This is a genomic window from Streptomyces sp. 147326, from assembly GCF_045000215.1.
Taxonomy (GTDB): Bacteria; Actinomycetota; Actinomycetes; order Streptomycetales; family Streptomycetaceae; genus Streptomyces.
In genome coordinates this window covers 6,816,034-6,832,972 of record NZ_CP134201.1, presented here as the reverse complement: position 1 = coordinate 6,832,972, position 16,939 = coordinate 6,816,034, and the positions used below count along the sequence as shown (strand labels likewise).

Sequence of the window (16,939 nt, the reverse complement as noted above, 5' to 3'; positions counted from 1 at the left end):
CTCCGGAGGCACGGCGTGGAGGGGGACGTCATGACGGACATCGGTGGCGGGTTCGGGATCGGGGCCGGGACGGCGGCCGGGATCGTGGCGGGGAACGGGCTCGGGGTCTCGGCGGGGAACCGCCCCGCGGCCGGGATCGGGATCGGCGTCGGTCCGTACGCCGAGCTGACCTTCGACTCCGAAGGGGACGTGGACCGGGTCACGCAGGGTGCGGTGGCCCGGATGGAGGCCACGGACGTGCTGGTCTTCGCGCACGGCTGGAACAGCGACCGGTCCACCGCGACCCGGCTCTACGACCGGTTCTTCGCCCCCTTCCCGGGACTGGTGGGCTCGGGGGTGCGCCTCGGCTACGTGGGCGTCGTCTGGCCCTCGATGCGGTTCTCGGACGAGCCGATACCCGACTTCGACGCCCCGGGCGCCCTCGCGGAACCCGGCTTCGGCACGGCCCTGGACCCCGTCACGCGCCGGGCGCTCGGGGAGTTCTGGCCGGGGCGGCAGACGGAGCTGGACCGGGTTGCGGAACTGCTGGAGGAACGGCCGGAGTCGGCGGCCGCCTTCATCGAGTTCGGCGCGCTCGTACGGGAGCTGGCGGGCGTGGACGCGGTGCCCTCGGCGGTGGCTCCGGCGGTTCCCGCCATCTTCACCGACGACGTGCTGGAGGTGTGCCGGGTGCTCACCCGCGCCCTGGCCACGGCGGGTGCGCCGGCCGGCGACGCAGAAGGGCCGGGCCTGGCGGCCGGCGGGCCGGGTCTCACGGCCGGCGGGCCGGGTCTCACGGCCGGCGGCGCCCTGCGCGGTCTGTGGGGCGGCGCCAAGGAGCTGCTGCGGCAGGCGGCGTACTACAAGATGAAGAAGCGGGCGGGCGTGGTCGGTGAGCGCGGTCTCGGCCCGGTGCTGGCACAGCTGGCGGCCGACCGCCCGGCCCTGCGCTTCCACCTGATCGGACACAGCTTCGGGGCGCGGGTGGTGTCCTTCGCGCTGCGCGCGGTGCCGGACGGCGCGCGGTACGTGAAGTCCGTGACCCTGCTCCAGGGGGCCTTCTCCCACTACGCGTTCGCCGACAGGATGCCGCACGACAGGAGCAACGGCGGCGCCCTGCGCGGCCTGCAGCGGAGGGTCGACGGGCCGGTGGTGGCCTGCCACTCCCCGCACGACTCGGCCCTCAGGCTCTTCTATCCGCTGGCCTCCCGGATGGCAGGGGATTCGGCCGGACTGCTGGGCTTCGACGAACGGTGGGGCGCCATCGGTCACGACGGGGTGCAGGCGGTGCCGGGCGCGCCGCGGCTGAGCCTCGACACCGCCCTGCGCCAGGGGGTGCCCGCGGCCGGTTGCGTCAGTGTGGACGCGGGCTCGGTGGTCCGCCGCGGCGGTGCCCCCTCGGGGGCGCACAGCGACATCTGCCACGAGGAACTGGCCCGGGTGGTGGTGGCCGCGGGGCGCATGGGGCGCTGACTTCTGGCCATGTGCCACCCGCACGCCTCGACCGCCCCCGCATGCGCCCGGCCCGGGCAGGGCATGTTGGGCACATCGGCGGAGGTGATGGTGTGATGGCAGGTTTCCGGAGTCTGGCCTACCAGGTGCGCGACGCGCGCAATGACCGGGCCTTGCGGCGCCATTCGCTGCGCCGTTGCCTGGAGCGGTTCGCTCCGTACGGGCACCGGGCCACGTGGTGGCACCTGTGCGACCGGCACGGGATCGCACCCGAGGACCGGGGGGCGGATCCGCTGCGGCTGGTCGCCGCGCTGGAGGAGCTGGAGGACGCGCGGGCGGTCTGGCTGGAGTACGAGCGCCACTTCGCGGAGCGGCGCCGCCGGGAGAAGCACGACGGGCTGCGCCGGCCGGAGTGGGCGTGGGGCGGGAGCGGGGACGCCGTGGTGCGGTGCGCGGATCCCGGAGTGCGGCCGGAGGGGGCGCTGGGCGAGGTGCTGCGGCGGCTGGTGCGGGCGCTGGAGTCGGAGCCGGGGACGGCGTGCCCGGTCTGCGGGGACACCGAACTGCGGTGGCCGCCGGTGGCTGCGGTCGGGCCGTGGGAGGGGGCCTGGGCCTGGGACGGGCCGGTGTGCGCGGGCTGCGGGATCGTGGTGCCGAGACCGGCGCTGGCGGAGACGCCCCAGGCGGGGGCGGCCTGATGCCGTTGCTGCTGGCCTCGGTGAACGGTGCCCGGAACGCCGCGGACGGCCCGGCCGTGCCGATGTCTCCGGCGGATCTGGCGGAGTCGGCGCTGGCGGCGGTCGCCGCCGGGGCCGGGGAGGTGCTGGTGCACCCACGGACGCCGTGCGGGCGGGAGAGCCTCTCGCCGCGGGTGGTGGGGCCGGTGCTGGCGGCGATGCGGGGCGCGGGGGTCCGCGTACCGCTGTCGGTGCCGGCGGGCGTCGGGGCCGAGCCCGATCCGGCGGGGCGGCTGGAGCGGGTGCGCTCGTGGACGGTGCTGCCGGACCGGGCGGTGGTGCACTTCGGGGAGCCGGGGGCCGGGGAGCTGGCGCAGGCGCTGCTGGCGCGGGGGGTCGCGGTGGACGCGGTGGTGCCGCCGGGCGGACCGGCCGGGCCGGAGCCGATGGCACGCTTCCTGGCCTGGCCGGTGCGCGAGCCGGGGCGGGTCCGGCTCGTGGCCGAACTCGCCGCGGCCGATCCGGCGCTGGTGGCCGGGCTGCGCGGGCTGCCGCCGGTGGCGGTGCTGGTGTACGGGCGGGAGGCGGCGGCCTGGCCGGTGCTGCGGCTGGCCGCGCGGTGCGGAACGGGTGCGCGGACCGGGGTGGGCGACGTACTGCACCTGCCGGACGGGCGGCCGGCCCGCTCGAACGGCGAACTGGTGGCGGTGGCCCGGGAACTGGTGGCGGCCTCCCGGGGACCGGTACTGGCAGGCGCGGCCGCCCCGGGGGCTACAGCCGCGAACCGGTGAGGCGTTCGCCGAAGACGTCGTCCGGGTTGGACAGGGCGCAGGTCTTCATCGAGAGGCACCCGCAGCCGATGCAGTCCGTCAGGTGGTCGCGCAGCCGACTGAGCCGCATGATCCGCTGGTCGAGCTCGGTGCGCCAGGCCTCGGAGAGGCGGGCCCAGTCCTCGCGGGTGGGGGTGCGTTCCTCGGGGAGCTGGGCGAGAGCCTCGCGGATGCTGGCCAGCGGGATGCCCACGCGCTGGGCGGCGCGCACGAAGGCGACGCGGCGCAGTGCGTCACGGGTGTAGCGGCGCTGGTTGCCAGAGGTGCGGCGGCTGCTGATCAGGCCCTTGGCCTCGTAGAAGTGGAGTGCGGAGACGGCTGCGCCACTACGGGCGGACAGCTGGCCGACGGTGAGTTCGTGGACTTTCTCGGGAATCTGCGGCACCCGGCCGAGCGTAGTCGGAGGTCCGTTGACATACACATGCGGTCCCAGCATGCTGAGCAAGCGCTTATTCGTCCGCTGGCGGCCCGTCGTCGGTCCGTCAGTTGTCCGTCAGTCGTCCGTCAGTTGTCCGCGAGAGGCAGGAACAGGGCATGGCCGAGCCGAGGGTCTTCACGTCCGCCGAGGAACTGCGCGCCGGGGTCGGCGAGCCGCTCGGCCCCAGCGAGTGGCTGGAGGTGGACCAGAAGCGGATCGACCTCTTCGCGGACGCCACCGGCGATCACCAGTGGATCCACGTGGACCCGGAGCGGGCGGCGGGCGGACCCTTCGGTTCCACGATCGCGCACGGCTATCTGACGCTGTCGCTGCTGCCCAGCCTGGTGCCGCAGATCATGCGGGTCGAGGGCATGCGGATGGGTCTCAACTACGGGACGAACAAGGTCCGTTTCCCCGCGCCGGTGCCGGTCGGCTCGCGGCTGCGCGCCACGGCCGTGATCACGGAGGTCACGGAGGCGGGCGGAGGCGTGCAGGTCACGGCCACCGTCACGGTCGAGCGCGAGGGCGGCGACAAGCCGGTGTGCGTGGCCGAGTCGGTGTCCCGCTACTACTTCTGAGGGCGCGGCCGCGCGGCCACCATGCGGAGCACGAGGTCGGCGTAGAGCCCGCCGACCTCGTCGGGCGTGCGCTGTCCGGCCGCGCTGAACCAGCGGGCCACGTCGATGCACAGCGAGAGCACCGCGAGGGTGGTGCCCGGCACGTCCGGGACGTCGAACTCCCCTGCCGCTACCCCGTCCGCGAGGATCCGGCGGACGGCGGCGTCGCTCTGCCGGCGCAGTGCCACGATTTCGGAGCGGTGCTCCGGAGCGAGAGCATCGAGCTCGTACTGGACCACGCGGGCGGTCGTGTGATGCGCCGCGTGCCACCCTACGAAGGACCGTACGGCGGCATCGAGCCGCTCGGCGGCGCAGCCGGGGCCGTCGGACGCCGTGGTCAGGATCTCCAGCGCCTTGTCGTGGCCGATCCGGCTGATCCGGTGGAGCAGCTCTTCCTTGGTCTTGTAGTGGATGTAGAGGGCGGCCGGGCTCATGCCGGCCCGGCCCGCGATGTCACGTGTGGTGGTGGCGTGGTACCCGCGCTCGGCGAAGGCCTCGACGGCGGCGACGAGCAGCCGCCGCGCGGCGTCGGGGGTGACCTCGGACCACGGCCGGTAGCCGCCGACCGTCTCCTCCGCGCTGTCCATCGCTCACTCACCTCTTCACCGTGTGGAAGTGAACACCTTACCGGAGGGTGAGCAAGCGCTTAGTGCGCTCGGGCCGACTACTTCGGCGCGAACGGGTCGTACTCGGCCATGATCTTCTCCATCCTGGCCTGATCCACCCTGCTGACGATCTGGGTGACCTCCTGGCGGTCGCGGATCACCTTGGCGAGGGTGAAGGCGGAGGTGGTGAGGTACAGGACCGCGATGCCCAGGAAACCGCGCACCCAGCCGTCCACCTCCATGTTGTAGATCCCCACGGCCACGGCGCCGATGGCGATGCCGAAGGAGGCGACGGCCTGGCCGTAGTACGCCCCCGTGTTCTGCTGCTTGACCGGTGTCTCGTTCATGGGTCGAGCATCGGGCGGGACGGGATCGAGCACATCCGCACGCGTACTCATGCGGATACTCATCCGGTCGGCCGGTCGGCCAATCGGCCGGTCGGGGCTCAGAAGGCGGAAACCCCGGTGCGGGCGCGGCCGATGAGCAGTTTCTGGATCTGGCTGGTGCCCTCGTACAGGGTCATCACGCGGGCGTCGCGCAGCAGTTTGCCGGCCGGGTACTCGTCGATGTAGCCGTATCCGCCGTGCACCTGGAGGGCGTTGCTCGCGGCGCGCACGGCGGCCTCGGAGGCGAAGAGCTTGGCGGTGGAGGACTCGGTGGCGAAGGGCTGCCCGCGGTCGATGAGGTCCGCGACGCGCCAGGTCAGCAGCCGGGCCGCGTCCACGTCGACCGAGATGTCGGCAATCAGCTCCTGCACCAGCTGATGGTGGGCGATCGGCTTGCCGAACTGCTCGCGCTGGGCGGCGTAGGAGACGGCCGCGTCCAGCGCCGCCTGCGCGATGCCGACGCAGCCGGCGGCGACCGACATCCGGCCCTTGGCGAGGGTGGACATGGCGACCGAGAAGCCCTTGCCCTCGGGGCCGAGCATCGCGGAGGCCGGTACGCGGACGCCGTCGAGGGAGAGCTCGGCGGTGGCCTGGCCGCGCAGGCCGAGTTTGCCGTGGATCTCGCGGCGGGTCAGGCCCGGCGTGTCGGTGGGGACGAGGAAGGCGGAGACGCCGCGGTGGCCGGGCTCGTCGCCGGTGCGGGCGAAGAGCAGCACCACATCGGCCCAGGTGCCGTTGGTGATGAACATCTTGCTGCCGTCGAGGACGTACGTGTCCCCCGCGCGCACGGCGCGGGTGGTGAGGCTGCCGGCGTCGGAGCCGGTGCCGGGCTCGGTCAGCCCGAAGCAGCCGAGCGCGTCACCGGAGCAGAGGCGGGGCAGCCAGGCCCGCTTCTGCTCCTCGGTCCCCCAGGCGGCGATCGTCTTGGCGACCAGGCCGAGGGAGACGGAGACGATCCCGCGCACGGCGGAGTCGCCGCGTCCGAGCTCCTCGGTGACCAGGACGTAGGCGAGGTGGTCTCCGCCGGAGCCGCCGTACTCCTCGGGGACGGTCAGGCCGAGGAAGCCGAGCGCGCCCAGCTTCTTCACGATGGCCCGGTCCACGCTCTCGGCCCGGTCCCACGCGGCGGCGTACGGGACGACCTCGCGCTCGGTGAACTCGCGGGCGAGCCGGCGTACGGCGCTCTGTTCCTCGCTCAGCTCCAGATTCACCGGGCACCTCGGGGCGTCTCGTCCGGAGCCTTTAACTAGCACCGGTAGTTTATGGCGGCCAGGCCCTACTATGTGGCGCATGGCCAGACCGCGCAAGCCCCTCCTCAGCCGGGACCGCATCGTCGAGGCGGCCGGCGCGCTGGTGGACGCGGAGGGGCTGGAGGCGGTGTCGACGCGGCGGCTCGCGGCCGCGCTCGGCGTCAGCGGACCCTCGCTCTACAACCACTTCCGCACCAAGGACGAGATCCTGGACGCGGTGGCGGACTCGGTCAGCGCACGGGTCGACTTGTCGATGTTCGATGGCGGCCGGGACTGGCGGGCGGCCCTGCACGCGTGGGCGCACTCGTACCGTGACGCCCTGGCGGACCACCCGAACATCGTGCCGGTGCTGGCCCGCGGGCCGGGGCGCCGCCCGGCCGGACTGCGGCTGGCGGACGCGGTGTTCGGTGCGATGACGGCGGAGGGCTGGCCGCCGGCGCAGGCGACCCGGATCGGCGCGCTGATGCGGTACTTCATCCTGGGCTCGGCGGTGGCCTCCTTCGCCCGGGGTTTCGTGGACGACCGCGCGGCATACGACCCGGCGGACTATCCCCACCTGGGCCAGGCCCACCTGCTGGCGGAGCGGGGGCGCGAGGTGGACGAGGGCGCCTTCGAGACCGGTTTGACGGCGCTGCTGGACGGGCTGGCCGTCCAGTACGAGGCGTTGAAGGAGACCGCGTGACGCACGGGGACACCCCCTTGATCGCCGCGGCGCGGGCCGACGACGCGGTGCGCGTGCGGGCCCTGCTGGAGGCGGATCCCGACCTGGAGGCCCTCGGCGCGGACGGCCTGACGGCGTTGGAGATCGCCGCCGCCCGTGGTGCGTACCCGGTGGTCGACGCCCTGCGCGGCCACGGGGCGAGGCTCGACCGCCAGGGCCCCGACGGGCGGACCCCGCTGCTGCGCGCGGTCGACGCCGGGGCCTGCGCGGTCGCCTCGCTGCTCCTGAACTCCTCGGTGCCGACCTGGCCGGCGGGCCCCGATGGGCGGACGGCCCTGGAACTGGCCCGCCACTGGCACGAGACGGGCGCCGAGCAGGAGCTGCGCCGCCGGACGGGGGCCACGGGACCGGCGGAGCTCAGCCGCATCCCGGACGAGGAGTACCTCTTCACCGGCCTGCTGCGGCTGGGCGGCGCTGACGCGCAGGTGCGCACCGGGCACACGGCGATCCTGTGCGAGCTGGAGGCGGCCTACGGGATACGGACCCCCTTCGCGGAGCTCCTCGCACGCGCCGAAGCGGAGGCCGATCTCGAGGGCGTGACGCGCTGGGCCGCCGTGTCCGTGCTGTACGGCCGGGCCGACCGCGAGACCTGGGAGGAGGCGGCGGCGCTGCGCGGCCATCCGCTGTCCTCCGTACGGCACTTCGGCGCCGAGGTGGCGCGCTGCATGGCCCTCTTCGACGAGTGCAACGAGGGCGGGACCTGTGTCGAGGGGCCCGCGTGCGTGCAGGTGCTGACGTGGGACCTCTTCCTCGCGTGGGCGGCCGACGAGCCGGCGCCCGATGTTCTCGCCGTGCTGCTCAACGGCCTCCCGGACTGCTCCCCCGTGGGGTCGGGCGCTGCTGTCGCCGACGCCCTGCTCCCCCACGCGCGCCATCCGTCCGCTGCGGTCCGGCGGGCGGTCGCCGGGGCGTTCATCGGCTGCGCGGGCGAGGAGCGGGTGCGCCCGGCGCTGCTCGGATTTCTCCGGGACGCCGACGCCGTGGTGCGCAGCCAGGGCTGCCGCGCGGTGGCGGAACGCGGGGACCGGTCCGCCGACCTGCGCAAAGCGCTGCTGCCGCTGCTGGGCGATCCGTCGGTCGAGATCCAGGTCGAGGCGGTACGGGCGCTCGTGCTGCTCGACGACCCGCGGGGCGAGGAGGTGTTGGACTGGGTCGGCTCCGGGTTCCAGGAGGACTGGCCCGGGTACTGGTCGCTGTTCGACGCACACCGGCACCTGCGGCGGCGGGAGGCTGCGGCCGGCGCGGCCGACTGAGATCGCCCCGCGCCGGTGGGCGCGGGGCGACGGGGCCGGGCGGGGCGACGGGGCCGGGCGGGGCCGGGGCGGGGCCGGGGCGGCGCTGCGGCTAGAAGACGACCAGGGAGCGGCCGCCCTTGCCCGCCAGCATGGCGTCGAACGCGGCCGGGATGCCGTCGAGGGTGATGCGGTCGGTGACCAGGGCGCCGAGGTCGAGGCGGCCCGCGCGGACGTGATCGGCGATCACCGGGAGGTCACGGGCGGGGTCGCTGTTGCCGTAGACGCAGCCGGTGAGGGTGCGGGCGAAGTGGAAGATCTCCAGGGAGTGGAAGGTGACCTGCTGCTCCTTGCCGCCGATGCCGACGACCGTGGTGCGGCCGCCCCGGCGGGTGGACTCCCAGGCACCGCGGATGGTCTGCGCCCGGCCGACGCATTCGACGGCGACGTCCGCTCCCTGGCCTGCGGTGAGCTCGCGGATCTGCTGGGCGGTGGTGTCGGAGGCGAGCACGAACTCGGTGGCCCCGGCCGCACGGGCCAGCTCCTCCTTGGCCGGGGACACGTCGACGGCGATGATCGGGCCCGCCTGCGCGATCCGGGCGGCCTGCAGCGCGGCCAGTCCGACCCCGCCGACGCCGAAGACGGCCACCGACTCGCCCGGGCGGACCTGGGCGCTGTGGTGGACGGCCCCGTAGCCGGTGAGGACGGCGCAGCCGAGCAGGGCGGCCTCGGCCAGCGGGATCCCGGCGGGCGCGGGCAGCACGCAGTTGGCCGCGACGACGGTCTCCTCGGCGAAGGCGGCCACGTTCAGCCCGGGGTGCAGCTCGGTGCCCTGCGCGTCGTGCGCGTAGACCGCCCCGACCCCGGTGAGCGCCTTGGCGCAGAGCCAGACCTCGCCGATCGTGCAGTGGTGACATTCCCCGCAGGACGGAGCCCAGTTGAGCACCACGCCGTCGCCGGGCGCGACGTGCGTGACGCCCTCCCCGACGGCGAGGACCGTGCCCGCGCCCTCGTGGCCGAGGACGGCGGGTACGGGGATCCGCATGGTGCCGTTGGTGAGGGAGAGGTCGGAGTGGCAGACCCCGGCTGCGGCGAGCCGCACCCGGACCTGCCCGGGGCCGGGATCGGGCAGCACGATCTCCCGTATCTCCAGCGGGGCTCCGACGGCGGGCAGGATGGCGGCGCGGACCATGGTCGTCGTCTCGTCTTTCCGGTGCTGGGGAGGGCGGAGGGAGCTGTGGGTGCGGAGCTGCGGGTGCGGAGGTGCGGGTGCGGAGCTGCGGGTGCGGAGGTGTCGCGGGATCAGAACTGCAGGGACTTGGTCTGGAGGTACTCCGCCAGGCCGTGGGGGCCCAGCTCGCGGCCGACGCCCGACTGCTTGTAGCCGCCGAAGGGCGCGAGGATGTTGTAGCGGCCGCCGTTGATGTCCACCTGCCCGGTGTCCATGCGGCGGGCGAACGCCGCGGCCGTCTCCTCGTCCGCGGCCCAGACGGCGCCGCCGAGGCCGTAGACGGTGCCGTTGGCGATGCGCAGAGCCTCCTCCTCGTCCTCGTAGGCGAGGATCGACAGCACGGGGCCGAAGATCTCCTCCTGGGCGATGGTCATGTCGGGCGTGACGTCGGCGAACACGGTGGGGGCCACGAAGTAGCCCTGCTCGTGCGGTGCGTCGGGCCCGCCCGCGACGAGGCGCGCGCCTTCCTCCACGCCCTTGGCGATGAAGCCGCGGACGCGTTCGTGCTGCTTCGCGTTGACGACCGGGCCGATGCGGGTGCCCGTCTCGCGGGGGTCGCCGGTGGGGTATTCGGCGACGGCGGCGGCCGCGAGCGAGACGGCCTCCTCGTACTGGTCCCGGTGCACGAGCATCCGGGTGAGCGCGTTGCAGCTCTGGCCGGTGTTGTTCATGACGTGGCCGACGCCTGCCGCGACAGCCGTGGCCAGGTCAGCCCCGGGCAGGATGACATTGGCCGATTTGCCGCCGAGTTCGAGGGCGACGCGCTTGACGGCCGCGCCGGCCGTGGCGCCGATCTTCCTGCCGACAGCGGTCGAGCCGGTGAAGGAGACGAAGTCGACTCCTTCGTGCGCGGCCAGCGCCTGCCCGGCGACCGGACCGGTACCGGTCACCAGGTTGAAGACTCCGGCCGGGATCCCCGCGTCGTGCACGGCCTCGGCGAAGAGCTGTGCGGTCAGCGGGGTGTCCTCGGCCGGCTTGAGGACGAGGGTGCAGCCGGCGGCGAGAGCGGGTGCCACCTTTGCAACGACTTGGTACAGCGGATAGTTCCAGGGCGTGATGGCCCCGACCACGCCGACCGGCTCCAGCAGGACGGTGGAGTTCCCGATGCGCTCCTCGAAGGCGTACGAGGCGGCCATCTCGGCGAAGGAGGAGGTGACGGCGATCGACCCTCCGACGTGGACCGCCTTCGCGAAGGGGAGCGGGGCGCCGAGTTCGGCGGTGACGGTCTCGGTCAACTCGCCCTTGCGGGCCTGCAGTGCGTCACGGAGCGCGCCGATCAGGGCGGCCCGCTCGGCCGGAGGCGTGGCCGCCCAGCCGGGCAGGGCCGCACGGGCCGCGCGTACGGCCGCGTCCACGTCCTCTTCGGTGCCGGCCGGGACCTCGGCGATGACCTGGCCGTCGGCCGGATTGACGACCTCGATCCGGTCGGCTCCGACGGCGGGCCGCCACGCGCCGTCGATGTACATCCCGTCGTGGGCCTTCATGACATTCCTCCCGATTACGCATCTGCGCGTGGATCCGACCTCTCCGACACCCTACAAACTAGCGCCGGTAGTTTTTATCGGCCAGGGGTCGCCCGGGTTCAGATGATGCCGAAAAGCATCCCTGCCGCGAGGACGACGAGAGAGGTCAGAGCCGCCCATTTCACGGTGAAACGGGTGTGGTCGCCGAACTCGACCTTGGCCATGCCGACGAGGACGTAGACGGCCGGAACCAGCGGGCTGGACATGTGCAGCGCCTGCCCGACGAGGGAGGCGCGGGCGATCTCCAGCGGGGAGACCCCGTGGGCGGCGCCGGCCTCGGCGAGGACGGGCAGGACGCCGAAGTAGAAGCCGTCGTTGGACATGAAGTAGGTGAGCGGCAGGCTGAGCAGCCCGGTGACCAGCGCCATGTGCGGGCCCATGCCCTCGGGGATGGCGCCGACGAGCCAGTCGGCCATGTGCTTGACCATGCCGGTGCCGGTGAGGACCCCGGTGAAGACTGCGGCGGCGAAGACCATGCCGGCGACGTTCAGGACGTTGTCGGCGTGGGCGGCGATCCGGGCCTTCTGGTCGGGCATGTGCGGGAAGTTGACGGTGAGGGCGAGGGCGGCGCCGAGCAGGAACAGCACCGGGATGGGCAGCAGCTCCATGATCATGGCGGTGAGCAGCGCGACGGTGAGGCCGGCGTTGAACCAGTAGAGGCGGGGGCGCAGGGTGGAGCGCTGCGGGTCGAGGCCCTGGAAGCCGTCCCCCTCGCCGGGCGGGGTGGCGCAGGCGTGGCCGCCGGCGGCCACGGCGGACCCGGGGACAGCCGCGGACCCGGAACCGGACTCCGAACCGGCACCGGCACCGGACTCCGGGCCGGAGCCGGGGACGCCGCCGGTGCGCAGGCCCGAGCCGGCCACGACGAGGGAGGCGGACTCCGGCTCCGGCTCCGGCTCCGGCTCCAGATCCAGCTCCGACTGCAGCTGCGACTTCGACTCCGACTTCGGCTCCGCCTCCTCGCCGGGAAGGGCGAGGAGGCCGACCCGGCGGCGCTCCTTGACGCCGAGGACGTACGCCAGGACGAACACGAAGAGCAGGCCCGCCGCGAGGGCCGGGATCATCGGGACGAAGATGTCGGCGGCGTCGAGCTTGAGGGCGGTGGCGGCACGCGCCGTGGGGCCGCCCCACGGCAGGGTGTTCATGACGCCGTTGGCGGTGGCCGCGACGCCCGTCATGACCACCAGGCTCATGCCGAGTCGCTTGTAGAGCGGGTACATGGCCGAAACGGTGATCATGAAGGTGGTCGATCCGTCGCCGTCGAGCGAGACGATCGCGGCGAGGACGGCGGTGCCGACCACCACCCGCATCGGGTCCGCCTTGCAGAAGCGGAGGATGCCGCGAACGATCGGATCGAAGAGGCCGACGTCGATCATCACGCCGAAGTAGACGATGGCGAACATCAGCATGGCGGCGGTCGGCGCGAGCTTGCCGACGCCATCGATGACGTAGTCGCCGAGGTGCGCGCCCTTGCCTGCGAACACGCAGAAGAGTGCGGGGATGAGGACGAGCGCCGCGATGGGCGACATTTTCTTCATCATGATCAGGACCAGGAAGGTCGCGATCATGGCGAAGCCGAGGAAGGTCAGCATGGGGGGAAGGTAGGTGCCGCCTCCTGGGGCCAACAAGACGTCTGCGCGTGAGCAATACGAGCAAAACCCCAGCTCAGGGCAGGGGTGTGAGCTCGACGGGGAAGCCGTTGAGCACGGCCGTGCCGGACAGCCGGTCGAGTCGGGTGCCGTTGAGCAGCTGGTTGACGTTGGCACCGGGCGCGGCGGAGGCCACCGCGAGCCGGGCGCCCGCACGGTCGTGGCCCCAGCCGTGCGGGAGGCTCACCACGCCGGTGCGGACGGCATCGGTGACCTCCACCGGCACCTCCAGGCTCCCGCCTTCAGCGGTGATCCTGGCCCGGCCGCCGTCGGTGAGGCCCAGGCGGCCGGCGTCCTGCGGGTGGATCTGCAGGGTGCAGCGGTTGGAACCTCCGGTGAGGGCCGGAACGTTGTGCAACCAGCTGTTGTTGGACCGCAGGTGGCGGCGGCCCACGAGCACCAGGGTGGCGGGGCGGTCGGCGAGCGCCGCCGCCAGCCTGGGGAGCTCGGCCGCGATCGGGTCCGGGAGCAGCTCGATCCTGCCGCTGCGGGTCCTCAGCACGCCCGGGAGCCTGGGCCGCAGCGGGCCCAGGTCAATGCCGTGCGGGTGCGCGAGCAGCCGCTCCAGGCTGAGCTCTCCCTCGGCCGCCGCGCCGAACCTGTCTCCGTACGGCCCGAGTCGGAGCATCAGGTCGAGCCGGCGCTCGGGGCCGCTCTCGCCGGTGAGGAGGCCGGCGAGGCGAGCCGGGTCCTCCCCGTGGAGGGGAGAGAGCGGGTCGGCGGTCTCCTTGGCGAGGGCGCTTTGGACGGCGAGCTCGTCGACGGCCTCGGGGCGGGCCGAGCCGTGCATGCCGGAGACGGCCAGGACGAGGCGTGCGTGGATCTCGCACTCGTCGAGGCGGCCCGCTTCGAGGGGGACGGCGGCGCGCGTGTATCGGACCTGGTTGCGGACGGCGAAGCCGTTGAAGGCGAAGTCGTGGTGTGCGCTTTGCGAGGGCGGCGGCGGGGGCAGGACGACGTGGGCGTGGCGTGAGGTCTCGTTCAGGTACGGGTCGACCGAGACCATGAAGTCGAGGCCGGCCAGCGCCCGGTCGAGCCGGTCGCCGTCGGGTGCGGACAGGACGGGGTTCGCGGCGATGGCGATCAGGGCACGGATCCGCCCCTCCCCCGGCGTCTCGATCTCCTCGGCCAGAGCGGCGGTGGGCAGTTCGCTCTTGACCTCGGGGTGACCGCTGACCCGGCTGTGCCAGCGGCCGACCACGAACCCCTTGCCGGGCCCGGCGGGGCGGGGCCGCGGGCCGGCGGCCGGAAGCGGGAAGAGGGCTCCGCCCGGCCGGTCGAGGTTGCCGGTGAGGATGTTCAGTACGTCGACCAGCCAGCTGGCCGGCGTGCCGTGCTCGACGGTGCAGCTGCCGATCCGTCCGTAGACGGCGGCGGTGGGCGCGGCCGCGAGCTCGCGGGCGAGGGTGCGGATCTCGTCGGCCGGGAGGTCGCAGGCGGGGGCCACGGCCTCAGGAGTGAAACTCCGGAGCGCGGCGGGGAGTTCCCCGAGGCCCTCGGTCCACTCTTCGAGCGCGCCGGGGGCGGCGAGCTTCTCGGCGAGCAGCGTGTGCGCGAGGGCGGCGAGCAGCAGTGCGTCGCTGCCGGGGCGCGGCGCGAGGTGGCGGTCGGCGAGCGCGGCGGTACGCGTGCGGCGCGGGTCGACGACGACCAGGGTGCCGCCGCGGGCGCGCAGCGCCTTGAGCTTGCCGGGGAAGTCGGGGGCGGTGCACAGGGAGCCGTTGGACTCGACCGGGTTGGCGCCCAGGAGCAGCAGGAAGTCGGTCCGGTCGAGGTCGGGCACCGGGATGGCGAAGGGGTCGCCGAAGAGCAGCCCGCTGGAGACGTGCTTGGGCATCTGGTCGAGGGTGCTGGCGGTGAAGAGGTTGCGGGTGCCCAGGGCCTTGAGGAGCAGCGGCGGGTAAAGGGCGCCCGCCATGGTGTGGACGTTCGGGTTGCCGAGGACCACGCCGACCGACTGGGGCCCGTGCTCCCGGACGAGTGCGGGAACGGCGGCGGCGATGGCGTCGTAGGCCTCCTCCCAGGTGGCCTCCTGCAGTCGGCCGTCGCGGCGGACGAGAGGAGTGCGCAGCCGGTCGGGGTCGGCGTCGAGCTGTCCGAAGGCGGCGCCCTTGGGGCAGATGAACCCCTTGCTGAACACGTCGTCGCGGTCACCGCGGGCGCCGGTGACGGAGGCGCCTTCGATCGTCAGGGTGAGGCCGCAGGTGGCTTCGCAGAGGGGGCAGATGCGTAGGGCGGTGCGGGGCATGGGCCCTCCAGGGGCGGCAGGCTGCGGCACGGGCGCGCGGGAAGACCGAGCATACCGACCGGTAGGGACGGAGGGGAGGGGCCTGCGGGACCGAGTGCGGGGCGGGGAGGGGTCGGAGGGGGAGGGATCAGTCCAGTACGCGCGCCAGGTAGGCGTGCATCATCGCGCGGGTCTCGGCGACGATGCCGGGATCCCCGGCCGGGTCGGTCCGGAAGGCCAGCTGGATGAGGGCGTCAGTGGCCTCGACGGCGACGAGGACCGACCGTTCCAGGGTGGCGTCGGGGGTCAGGCCGAGGTGCGTGGAGAGCAGTTCGGTCAGGCGGACGGCGACCTGGTGGTTGGGGTCGGCCTCCGGGCCCTCGGGCGGCGGCGCGGGGACTCCGAAGTCGACGAGCGCGAATCCGGGGACGCTGCGCTTCATCGACAGGTACTCGTCGAGTACGGCGTCCACGACCGGCCGCCAGTCGGTGGCCGGGAGGCCGGCGAGCCGGTCCGCGATGCCGTCGGCGTAGCGGTCCAGGTTGCGGTGGGCGAGGGCGATCGCCATGGCCCGCTTGTTGCCGAAGAAGCGGTAGACGGAGCCGATCGGCACTCCGGCGCGCAGGGCTACGGTGCGGGTGCTGAGGTTCTCGTACCCGGTCTCGTCCAGCAGCTCGGCGCAGGCGTCGAGGATCCGGGCGAGCCGGTCGGCGCTGCGTTGCTGGACGGGCGTGCGGCGCAGTGAGTGGGCGGGAGACACGGGGTCCATCATGCCGCTCCTCGCTTCCGGGGTCGGCGCGGGCCTCAGTTCAGCAGGAGGCTGAGGCCGCCGACGGTGTACGTGATCATCAGGGCGAGCAGTGGCAGTTGTCCAGCCACCGCCTTGGCGGGCGGGAAGAGACGTACGGAGCGGTCGTGGGCGGCGACCACGCCGAGCACGTGGCCGGTGACGACGGCGATGACCTGGAGGGCGGCGAGGGCCCCGGGACCCAGTGGTGGGGCGGGTTCGGAGGCGTTGTCAGTGCCCAGTGCCATGCTTACTGTGCGTGGTCCTTCGACTACCAGGAGGGAGAAGTAATGGGCGATGAGATAGCCGAGTGCGATCGGCACGAGTGAGTGGGCGAAGGCGGTCAGCGGGCCTGGGTGCGGGCCGCTGACGAGGCGGGTGGCCGCCGCGCACAGGCAGTACAGGGTGGCGACCAGGGCGATGGAGGCGAGCAGTCCGAGCGTGGCCGCGGGGGTGCGGCCGAGGGGGGAGGTCTGTAGGGCGTTGATCCAGGAGGGGTTGTCGGAGAAGCCGTCGTAGGCGGTGGAGCCGAGCAGAACGCAGACGGTGGCGACGAGTCCGGGCCGCTCGGGCGTCGCGTCGAGTCCGTGGAAGGGGTTGCGGAGGACGAGGCGGCCGTCGCCGCGACGGCCGAGGGGGGAGAGCCGGGCCAGGAGGGCGGAGTACACCTCGAAGGCGTCTCCGTCGTCGAACCAGCGCTCGCCGAAGCGGGCGGCGAGCAGTAGCTGGGCGGATGCGTAGGTGGCGAGGGCGATCAGGAGGGTGGTGGTGGATGCGGGATCGGGAGCGACGAGTTCGAGCCAGGTGAAGCCGAACAGGCCGACCGCGGCCGGCCATTGCCCCAGCCGGGCGGGGAGCGGATGGCCGGGGCCGGGGCGGCGCAGGGCGCGGGAGAGCACGCGGTGCAGGGTGCGGAGCGGATTGAGCAGCCGCCAGACGGGGCCGAGGAGGAGGGAGGCGGGCACGAGTCCGACCCAGAGAAGGACGTAGACGGCGCCGGGAGCGGGGTTGTGCGCGGGGTCGTCGGGACCGAGGAGGAGGTGGAGCAGGACGGCGAGTGCGGCGGCGAGTCCCAGTCCGCGCAGGGTGGTTCGGGTGGCCGGCGCGTCGGCCACCCGCTGGAGGGCGGCGGGCAGGGCGAGGCCTGAGCGTGCGCCGCGGAAGCGGGAGGTGGACCAGAGGAGGCCGAGCGCGAGGAAGGAGACGAACAGTGCGGCGAAGGCACCGGCGAAGGCGTAGAAGGGAGAGATCGGCAGATCGTGCTGGGAGCCGATCCCGTGCGCGAGTGCGGTGAGCGGATCGGTCGGGTGAAGGACCACGCCCTGACCGGCCCCGCCACCGACGGCGCCCGGGGC

The 16,939-nt window shown here is 73.5% G+C and carries 16 protein-coding genes; 6 read left to right on the top strand and 10 right to left on the bottom strand.

What is annotated here, in order from left to right:
• The first annotated feature begins 30 nt into the window (after positions 1–30).
• The 3 genes from RIU97_RS31360 (at position 31) to RIU97_RS31350 (ending at position 2,899) form a co-directional block, all read left to right on the top strand.
• Complete coding sequence (locus tag RIU97_RS31360; protein ID WP_404960932.1) at positions 31–1,452, top strand: serine-threonine protein kinase; 1,422 nt, start codon at positions 31–33, stop codon at positions 1,450–1,452.
• Between the two features lie 95 nt (positions 1,453–1,547).
• Positions 1,548–2,129, top strand: coding sequence for a hypothetical protein (locus tag RIU97_RS31355; protein WP_404960931.1), 582 nt, complete (start codon positions 1,548–1,550; stop codon positions 2,127–2,129).
• Positions 2,129–2,899, top strand: a complete 771-nt coding sequence (locus tag RIU97_RS31350) for a 3-keto-5-aminohexanoate cleavage protein (RefSeq protein ID WP_404960930.1) — start codon at positions 2,129–2,131, stop codon at positions 2,897–2,899. The genes RIU97_RS31355 and RIU97_RS31350 overlap by 1 nt, the downstream gene beginning before the upstream one ends.
• Here RIU97_RS31350 and soxR read toward each other — a convergent pair.
• Positions 2,880–3,323 (bottom strand): redox-sensitive transcriptional activator SoxR, encoded by a 444-nt coding sequence (gene soxR / locus RIU97_RS31345; protein WP_404960929.1) that lies wholly within the window; start codon positions 3,321–3,323, stop codon positions 2,880–2,882. The two genes, RIU97_RS31350 and soxR, sit on opposite strands and share 20 nt — an antisense overlap.
• Positions 3,324–3,472: 149 nt before the next feature.
• Here soxR and RIU97_RS31340 point away from each other — a divergent pair, with 149 nt between their 5' ends.
• Entirely contained in the window at positions 3,473–3,934 is a 462-nt protein-coding gene (locus RIU97_RS31340; protein ID WP_404960928.1) for a MaoC family dehydratase, read from the top strand.
• On the opposite strand, the gene RIU97_RS31335 is transcribed toward RIU97_RS31340, so the two are convergent.
• The 3 genes from RIU97_RS31335 to RIU97_RS31325 form a co-directional block, all read right to left on the bottom strand.
• Positions 3,925–4,560, bottom strand: coding sequence for a TetR/AcrR family transcriptional regulator (locus tag RIU97_RS31335; RefSeq protein WP_404960927.1), 636 nt, complete (start codon positions 4,558–4,560; stop codon positions 3,925–3,927). The genes RIU97_RS31340 and RIU97_RS31335 overlap by 10 nt on opposite strands.
• A 77-nt stretch (positions 4,561–4,637) precedes the next feature.
• Positions 4,638–4,925, bottom strand: a complete 288-nt coding sequence (locus RIU97_RS31330; protein WP_319730553.1) for a YiaA/YiaB family inner membrane protein — start codon at positions 4,923–4,925, stop codon at positions 4,638–4,640.
• Between the two features lie 98 nt (positions 4,926–5,023).
• Positions 5,024–6,175 (bottom strand): acyl-CoA dehydrogenase family protein, encoded by a 1,152-nt coding sequence (locus RIU97_RS31325; RefSeq protein WP_404960926.1) that lies wholly within the window; start codon positions 6,173–6,175, stop codon positions 5,024–5,026.
• Positions 6,176–6,254: 79 nt separating this feature from the next.
• On the opposite strand from RIU97_RS31325, the gene RIU97_RS31320 reads away from it, so the two are divergent.
• Together RIU97_RS31320 and RIU97_RS31315 are read left to right on the top strand one after the other, a co-directional pair.
• Entirely contained in the window at positions 6,255–6,896 is a 642-nt protein-coding gene (locus RIU97_RS31320) for a TetR/AcrR family transcriptional regulator (protein WP_404960925.1), read from the top strand.
• Positions 6,893–8,188, top strand: a complete 1,296-nt coding sequence (locus RIU97_RS31315) for an ankyrin repeat domain-containing protein (RefSeq protein WP_404960924.1) — start codon at positions 6,893–6,895, stop codon at positions 8,186–8,188. The genes RIU97_RS31320 and RIU97_RS31315 overlap by 4 nt, the downstream gene beginning before the upstream one ends.
• A 91-nt stretch (positions 8,189–8,279) precedes the next feature.
• On the opposite strand, the gene RIU97_RS31310 is transcribed toward RIU97_RS31315, so the two are convergent.
• The 6 genes from RIU97_RS31310 to RIU97_RS31285 form a co-directional block, all read right to left on the bottom strand.
• On the bottom strand, positions 8,280–9,359 hold the full coding sequence (locus RIU97_RS31310; RefSeq protein WP_404960923.1) for a Zn-dependent alcohol dehydrogenase: 1,080 nt from the start codon (positions 9,357–9,359) through the stop codon (positions 8,280–8,282).
• Positions 9,360–9,469: 110 nt separating this feature from the next.
• On the bottom strand, positions 9,470–10,882 hold the full coding sequence (locus RIU97_RS31305; RefSeq protein ID WP_404960922.1) for an aldehyde dehydrogenase family protein: 1,413 nt from the start codon (positions 10,880–10,882) through the stop codon (positions 9,470–9,472).
• 98 nt (positions 10,883–10,980) lie between these two features.
• Complete coding sequence (locus RIU97_RS31300; protein WP_404960921.1) at positions 10,981–12,513, bottom strand: CitMHS family transporter; 1,533 nt, start codon at positions 12,511–12,513, stop codon at positions 10,981–10,983.
• Between the two features lie 73 nt (positions 12,514–12,586).
• Positions 12,587–14,818, bottom strand: coding sequence for a molybdopterin-dependent oxidoreductase (locus RIU97_RS31295; RefSeq protein ID WP_404960920.1), 2,232 nt, complete (start codon positions 14,816–14,818; stop codon positions 12,587–12,589).
• A gap of 127 nt (positions 14,819–14,945) precedes the next feature.
• Positions 14,946–15,566 carry a TetR family transcriptional regulator gene (locus tag RIU97_RS31290; RefSeq protein WP_404963017.1) on the bottom strand — a complete coding sequence of 207 codons (621 nt, stop codon included), beginning with the start codon at positions 15,564–15,566 and terminating at the stop codon, positions 14,946–14,948.
• A gap of 35 nt (positions 15,567–15,601) precedes the next feature.
• A complete protein-coding gene (locus RIU97_RS31285) occupies positions 15,602–16,903 on the bottom strand; it encodes a hypothetical protein (protein WP_404960919.1) in 1,302 nt (433 codons plus the stop codon).
• Between the last annotated feature and the right edge of the window lie 36 nt (positions 16,904–16,939).